The sequence below is a fragment of the Victivallis sp. genome (assembly GCF_048170485.1).
Lineage (GTDB): Bacteria > Verrucomicrobiota > Lentisphaeria > Victivallales > Victivallaceae > Victivallis.
Window position 1 is genome coordinate 1 of the sequence record NZ_DBEXAY010000169.1, and the last position, 6,144, is coordinate 6,144.

General features: G+C 62.7%; 6 protein-coding genes. 5 read left to right on the forward strand and 1 reads right to left on the reverse strand.

Annotated features, from left to right (window positions below):
- Positions 1 to 25: 25 nt before the first annotated feature.
- From ACMLHG_RS08865 to ACMLHG_RS08875, 3 genes are read left to right on the forward strand one after another with little or no spacing between them, the layout of a single operon-like run.
- The gene (locus tag ACMLHG_RS08865) at positions 26 to 613 is read left to right on the forward strand and encodes a hypothetical protein (protein ID WP_295812000.1); all 588 of its coding nucleotides are present in this window, start codon (positions 26 to 28) and stop codon (positions 611 to 613) included.
- Between the two features lie 4 nt (positions 614 to 617).
- Positions 618 to 2,000, forward strand: a complete 1,383-nt coding sequence (locus tag ACMLHG_RS08870) for a UDP-N-acetylmuramoyl-tripeptide--D-alanyl-D-alanine ligase (protein WP_295811997.1) — start codon at positions 618 to 620, stop codon at positions 1,998 to 2,000.
- Between the two features lie 24 nt (positions 2,001 to 2,024).
- The gene (locus ACMLHG_RS08875; protein WP_295811995.1) at positions 2,025 to 3,479 is read left to right on the forward strand and encodes a UDP-N-acetylmuramoyl-L-alanyl-D-glutamate--2,6-diaminopimelate ligase; all 1,455 of its coding nucleotides are present in this window, start codon (positions 2,025 to 2,027) and stop codon (positions 3,477 to 3,479) included.
- Positions 3,480 to 3,484: 5 nt separating this feature from the next.
- Here ACMLHG_RS08875 and ACMLHG_RS08880 read toward each other — a convergent pair whose 3' ends face one another.
- Positions 3,485 to 3,898 (reverse strand): EamA family transporter, encoded by a 414-nt coding sequence (locus ACMLHG_RS08880; protein ID WP_295811993.1) that lies wholly within the window; start codon positions 3,896 to 3,898, stop codon positions 3,485 to 3,487.
- 133 nt (positions 3,899 to 4,031) lie between these two features.
- On the opposite strand from ACMLHG_RS08880, the gene ACMLHG_RS08885 reads away from it, so the two are divergent.
- Positions 4,032 to 4,451 (forward strand): WbuC family cupin fold metalloprotein, encoded by a 420-nt coding sequence (locus tag ACMLHG_RS08885; RefSeq protein ID WP_295811991.1) that lies wholly within the window; start codon positions 4,032 to 4,034, stop codon positions 4,449 to 4,451.
- Positions 4,448 to 6,144, forward strand: a 1,697-nt coding sequence (locus ACMLHG_RS08890) for a hypothetical protein (protein ID WP_417170263.1), incomplete at its 3' end; no start/stop codon positions are given. The genes ACMLHG_RS08885 and ACMLHG_RS08890, both read left to right, overlap by 4 nt.

Here is a 6,144-nt window from a genome sequence, read left to right on the forward strand (position 1 = left end):
TTCACACAACAACGGGAGTTCGTTCATGCGGCATCGTTTTTTTCTTCCGCTTCTGGCAGGCCTCGCAGCCTTAGTGACCGGATGCGCCGACCCGGTGATCTTCGCCGAAGTGTTTCAGCAGCAGGAGGGGCAGAAGCTCTACACCCGCTACAACCTCTGGTATACCGATCCAGGCAGCATCAGCAGTCTCAACATTCAGGAGGGCTCCCGGCTGCCGATCGGCACGGAAATCATTCCGGTCGGGACCGATGAGTGGGACAGCACCATCACCTTCCGGGATACCGCGGGGAACGAGTACACCATCCAATTTGATCCGGGCTACCGGCTCTGCTCGATGCGCGACTTCATCGCCTACACCTTCACGACCGAACCGGTCGATCAGCTGCTGGCTGAAGTTCCGGAAAAGAACCGGGAGCGGATTCGCCGCGGCGAAGCGGTCCCCGGCATGAACCGGGAGGAGGTCATCTTCGCCTACGGGCCGCCGCCGAGCTGCCGCACACCGAATCTGCGCAACGAAAGCTGGCTTTACTGGGTCACGCCCACGCAGACGGTCCGGGTGGTGTTCCGCGGGGATATTATCCGCAATATCGTCAACATCAACAAGCAGAGATAACCCCATGGCCGTCCCCACCTTCCGGGCGGCGGAACTTGCCGCAGCCACCGGCGGCGTCTGGCGGCAGGGGGTCGTGCCCCGGGAACTCCTCTCAGGAATCGTCACCGACACCCGGCGTGCCTGCGCGGGAGCCCTCTTTCTCGCCCTCGCCGGAGAACGGTTTGACGCGCACAACTTTCTCCGGAACGCCATCGCGGGCGGTTGTGCCGCGCTCTGCATCGAAGCGTCCAAGGCGGACCGACTCCCGCCGGAGTGCTCCGTACCGGTTCTGGAAGTGGCCGACACACTGGCCGCCTACCGTGATATCGCGCATTTTCACCGCCTCCGCTTTCCCTCGCTTCGGCTGGCCGCTGTCACCGGCAGTGTCGGCAAAACCAGCGTGAAAGAGATGCTCCGGGCAATTTTCGAAGCGGCGGCGGGGCCGGATGCGGTGCTGTACACCGAGGGCAACACCAACAACCAGATCGGCGTCCCGCAAAACCTCCTCCGGCTGGAGGAGCGCCACCGGTACGCGGTCATCGAAGCGGGGACCAACCACCCAGGAGAGATCGAACCGTTGAGCCGTTGTGCCGCGCCGCAGATCGCGCTGATCAATTCGATTGCGCCCTGTCATCTTGAATTTCTCGGCAGTCTCGCCGGGGTGGCGCGCGAAAAGGCCCACCTGTTCGACGGATTGCCGGAGAATGGCTGCGCGGTCATTCCCGGAAGCTGTCCGGAGGTCGGGATTCTGGAAGACGCCGCCCGGAACTATGCAACGGTATTGCGTTTCGGCGAAACGGCCGATTGCGCCGTGCGCGCCCGCTACTTCGGCGGCCGACTTGCGGGAAGCCGCTTCGAACTCACCTTTCCGGACGGGAAGCAATTCGAGGTGGAGTGGGCGCTTTCCGGACGCCATCAGGCGGTCAACGCTTCGGCGGCGGCATGTGCCGCTCTGGCGGCAGGAATTGCCCCGGAAGTCATCGTCAGGGGGCTGGCAAACACCCGACTGCCCGGCATGCGCACGAAGGTGACGGAAATCGCGGGCGTCACCTATGTGAACGACGCCTACAACGCCAATCCCGACAGCATGCGGGCAAGTCTCGCATGGCTGGCCGAATTTGCGAAGCCGGCCAGATTGATCCTCGCGCTGGGAGAAATGCGCGAACTGGGGGAAAACTCGCCGAAGGAACACGCCGCTTTGTTGAAACTGGCACGGGAGACATTCCCGGAAGCCCGCATTCTTTCGGTGGGGAGCGCCTTTGCCCCGACGCCGGAAGTGGAACATTTTTCCGATGCCGCCGCCGCGGCCAGTCGTCTTGCGGAAATGGCGCGGCCGGGGGATCTGGTCTTCGCCAAAGGCTCCCGCGGCATCGCAATGGAGCTGGCATTGCCGGAAGCGGCACGCTAGCGGAGAAGAGAGGAGAAACCTGTCATGATTACATCCTTTGAAAACGCTCTGGGGGAACTCTTTGTCACGGCGCGCGGCCTTGGCGGTCCGGCCCGGGGGCGGGTAACCAACGACTCCCGCAAGGTTCTTCCGGGAGATATTTTCGTCGCCATTCCGGGGTCGCGTTTTGACGCGCACGATTTCATCGATCAGGCAATCAACGCCCGCGCTCAGGTGATCGTGCACGAACGGAACCTCAAGCACTATCAGGAGAAGACCACCTACATTCAGGTGACCGACGCCGGACGGGCCTATTCCCGGCTGGTGCGCGCCTTCTACGACTGCCCCGACGAGCGGGTCAAACTGATCGGCGTAACCGGAACCAACGGCAAGACGACCACCTCTTTTCTCGTCGAGCACATCTTCCGCAACGCGGGGGAGCCGTGCGGGCTGATTTCGACCGTGGAATACCGGGACGGCAAAATCGTCACGCCGGCGACCCATACCACGCCGGATGCGGGCGTGCTCTTTCCGCTGCTGGCGGAGATGCGCCGCAACGGCATGCGGGCGGCCGCCATGGAGCTCTCCAGCCATGCGCTCTGGCAGGGGCGGGTGGATGGAGCGAAATTCCGCACCACCATCTTCACCAACCTGACCGGCGAGCACCTCGATTATCATGGAGATATGGAGCACTATTATCAGGCGAAAAAGCTCTTTTTCACCCGTCTGATGGCGGTCGACGGCACCGCGGTGATCAACATCGACGACGAATACGGCCGGCGGCTGGCGCGGGAAATTTCCACGCGGAACATCCTCACCTTCGGGAAAAACTCCGCGGCGGACTGGAATCTCACCGACATTGAACTCGGTGCCGACGGCTCCCGGTTCCGGCTTCAGAGCGAAAACGAAGCGTTCGACGTCGCCACCAACCTGATCGGCGAACACAACGTGCACAATCTTGCCGGAGCGATCCTTGCCGCACTCGACTACGGTCTTACGCCGGCTCAGATCGACCGGGCGCTCTCGCGTCCGATCCGGGTGCCGGGGCGGCTGGAGAAATTCATGGCGGAAAACGGTGCGGCGTTCTACGTCGATTACGCCCACACCGATGACGCGCTGGCCAACGTGCTCTCCATTCTGCGGAAGATCGCGAAGGGACGGCTGATTACGGTCTTCGGTGCCGGCGGCAACCGCGACCGCACCAAACGACCCCGCATGGGGCGGAAGGCGGCGGAGTTCGCCGATCTTCTGATCGTCACCAGCGACAATCCACGCAATGAAAATCCGGAAGCGATCATCCGGGAAATCGTGGCCGGGATTCCGGAGGGAACCGCATACGAAACGGAACCGGACCGCCGCAAAGCCATCCGCCGGGCGGTGGAGCTTGCCGGCCCGGGCGATGTGGTGCTGATCGCCGGGAAAGGTCACGAAAACTATCAGGAGATCGCCGGCAAACGGTATCATCTCGACGACCGCGAAGTGCTCAAGGATCTGCTGTAGAAAATCTACAGCAGGAGGACCATGGAGCCGGCGAGAATGAGCAGTCCGCCGGCGACCACCTGCCAGTCACACCGCTCGTGCAGAATGAGAATGCCGAGAAAGATGGTGAGGGCGACACTCAATTTGTCGATGGGCGCCACCTTGGAAGCCGGACCGGACTGGAGCGCCTTGAAGTAGAAGAGCCACGACAGCCCGGTGGAGACTCCGGAGAGGACCAGAAACAGCAGGGAATATCCGGGGACACTCCGGATTCTGGCGCCGCTGCCGGAGACGAACACAATGCCCCAGGTGATGACGAGGATCACCGCGGTACGGATGGCGGTGGCCAGATTGGAATCGACATTCCGGACGCCGATTTTGGCCAGAATCGCGGTCAGCGCGGCAAAAACCGCGGAAAGGACGGCATAATATTTCCACACGGCAGTATCTCCGAATAAAAAAGATTCCTGTATAAGATAGCACCGGATTTGCGGAAAACCAGCTGCCGGGCTGGCAAAAGAGCGCACACCATGCTATTTTAACGGAAAACAATCAGAGGATGGATTTCCGCATATGAAGATCGTCGACGACACATTGCTTGCCGAACTCCTGGGAAAGGCCGCCGCAGCTCCCCGGCGCCGGACCAATTACAACCTCCACGACTCCACGGAGGAGCCGACCAACCGGCTGCTCAACGCCATGCAGCCGGATACGGTCATCGCCCCGCACCGCCATCCGGGGAAGTGGGAGCTGTTCTCGCTCCTCTCCGGCCGGATTGGAGTCTATCTGTATGACGACGCGGGCCGCATCACTGAAACGGTCACACTGGGCGACGGCGTCCGGGTGGTGGAAATTCCGCCGAATGTGTGGCACAACTTCGTGGCACAGGAGCCGTCGGTCGCGCTGGAGGTGAAACCCGGCCCCTATGCGCCGCTCGCGCCGGAAGACGCGGCCCCCTTCCCCGGCGTCCGGCCGGAGGATTCCGCGCAGTGACACGGGGGCGGAACCTGTTGCGCCTCTACCTGCCGGTCGCGGTAATTGCAACCGCGGTGCGGCTGTGGGTCTACGCCTCCTGGCTGGATTCTCCGTTGCGCTGGTTCCACCGGGTGCCGGGGCTGGATATGCAGACGCTGCTGGAATTCGGCCAGCGTCTGGTGGATGGAATCGGCCTCTTCACCCTCCACCGGACTCTGATTGCGGGGGTCTGGCTGGCCAACGGCGGCGCGCACCATGTCGAATTTCTCGCCGCAGTGCAGTGCGTGCTCGGCATTCTCTCCGCCCTGCTCGTCACGCGGATTACGCTCCACCTCTTCGGGAAGAGGAGCTGGGCGCTGGCGGCCGGAATCGTAACTGCGCTCTACAGTCCGGCCCTGATGTACGAGGTGACGATGCTGCAGGAGAGTATCGTCACCTTCGCCGTACTGCTCAGTTTTGCCGGCTGGCTCCGAGCGCGGGAGAAACGCTTTTCCCCCGGCCGTGCCGTTACCGCCGGAATCCTGCTCGGGCTCGCCACCATCGGGCGACCGACCGCCCTGCTCTGGGCAGGCTGTGCGGTGGTGTTCAGTTTCCCGCTTTTCCGGCGGGGAAGCTCGGTCCGCCGCGCCCTTCTGGTCGCCGCCGGCTGTGTCGGGCTCTGGCTTTCAGTCGGTCTGTTGAATCAGCTTCACACCGGCAGCTTCAGCCCCTTCTTCAATGTACTGCCGTATGCGACAACAGTCAACGCGCCCCCGGAATCGGCCGCCCCCCCTGCTCCGCCGGCGGCACAACCGGAATCCTCCCCGTCAATTTCGCCGTTGAAACCATTCCTTCGTATCGGCTGGAACGCCCTGGGGCGGATTCCATTGCTCTTTTTCGCGGATGAGATTCCGGACAATCTCAACTTCTATTTCATCCGCCGGGAGTTTCTTCCACTGCGGTTTCTGCCGGGGCCGGAACTGCTGATTCCTGCCGCGGTGGCCGGGATTCTTCTTCTGATCGGTTCCGGCCGGTTGTTGCGGAGGGAGGGGCTGGTACTGCTGATCGTGGCGATGCTGGCGCCGCCGCTCTGCGGACTGCATCCGGTCGGGCGCTACCGTCTGCTGCTCTACCCGTATTTCGCGATTCTCGCGGTCTATGCGTTCGGCTGGATGAGCTTCCGGGGGCGTCTGTCGCGCCGGACACGCATCTTCATCGGCACGGGAGTGCTGGTGGCGGTGTTCGGAGCAAATCAGGTGCTGGGGACCGGCTCATTTCTGCGCAGTACCGATTTTGTAGCCTGGGGAATTGCCGCGGAGAATCCGGAGGGGCGGCCGACGGCGGTTTCCATGCAGAGCTTCGGGCGGGCGCTGGCACTGAGCGGCGGCCGTAACCAGTCTGCGGCGGTCAATTTGCTGACGCGGCTGATCGGAGTGCGGCAATTCGACGCGGCGCTGGCACTGGCGCGGCGGGAACTGGAAGTCCCTGGAATCAACCGTTCCCTGATGCATTACTACGCAGGTTTGAGCCTGTTGGGCGGGGGACATCCGGCGGAGGCGGCACAGGAGTTTGCGGCGAGCCGTCCGGAAGAGATTGCGCCACTGGCGGGGAAACTGCACTTCTTTCGCGGAGAAGCGGAACGACTGCGTGGGAACCGGGAAAAAGCGGCATTGCATTACCGTGACGCCCTGACGTGCCCGTTGACGCCTGAGCTGAGGAAATGGCTTGAGAA

Bases quoted from the DNA above. Each gene is read 5' to 3' on its own strand.
- ACMLHG_RS08865 (WP_295812000.1), top strand. From the start codon at position 26: ATGCGGCATCGTTTTTTTCTTCCGCTTCTGGCAGGCCTCGCAGCCTTA.
- ACMLHG_RS08870 (WP_295811997.1), top strand. From the start codon at position 618: ATGGCCGTCCCCACCTTCCGGGCGGCGGAACTTGCCGCAGCCACCGGC.
- ACMLHG_RS08875 (WP_295811995.1), top strand. From the start codon at position 2,025: ATGATTACATCCTTTGAAAACGCTCTGGGGGAACTCTTTGTCACGGCG.
- ACMLHG_RS08885 (WP_295811991.1), top strand. From the start codon at position 4,032: ATGAAGATCGTCGACGACACATTGCTTGCCGAACTCCTGGGAAAGGCC.